1 pseudogene is annotated in these 384 nt (G+C 72.1%); it reads left to right on the top strand.

From position 1 onward, the window contains the following. Positions 1–384, top strand: a pseudogene (locus KDK95_RS35345) (hypothetical protein); the annotation flags it as partial.

Raw genomic sequence — 384 nt, 5'->3', positions numbered from 1 at the left:
CGCCCAAGCCGCCTACTTCTCCCTCACCTGGGTCATCGCCTACATGCTCTACCTCGTCAGCTCCAACATGGGCTCGTCCCTCGTCGTCGAATCCGCCACCAACCCCGCCCAGCTCACCCGCAACTGCCGCCGCGTCCTGACCCACACCGGCATCCTGCTCACCACCGCCGTCCTCGCCCTGACCGCCGCCGCCCCCGAGATCCTGCGCGTCTTCGGCCCCGAGTACGCACGCCAGGGCACCGCCCTGCTGCGCCTGCTGCTCATCTCCGCCCTGCCCAACCTCGTCGTCGCCACCGCCGTCAGCGTCTGCCGCGCCCGCCGCCGCATCCGCACCGCCGTCGCCATCCTCGCCGTCCTGTGCTGCGGCGCCCTCGGCCTGACCTG

The organism is Actinospica acidithermotolerans, from assembly GCF_018139625.1.
Classification (GTDB): domain Bacteria; phylum Actinomycetota; class Actinomycetes; order Streptomycetales; family Catenulisporaceae; genus Actinospica; species Actinospica acidithermotolerans.
Note: the sequence above shows the minus strand (reverse complement) of the source record. Positions and strands in the feature narration are given on the sequence as shown.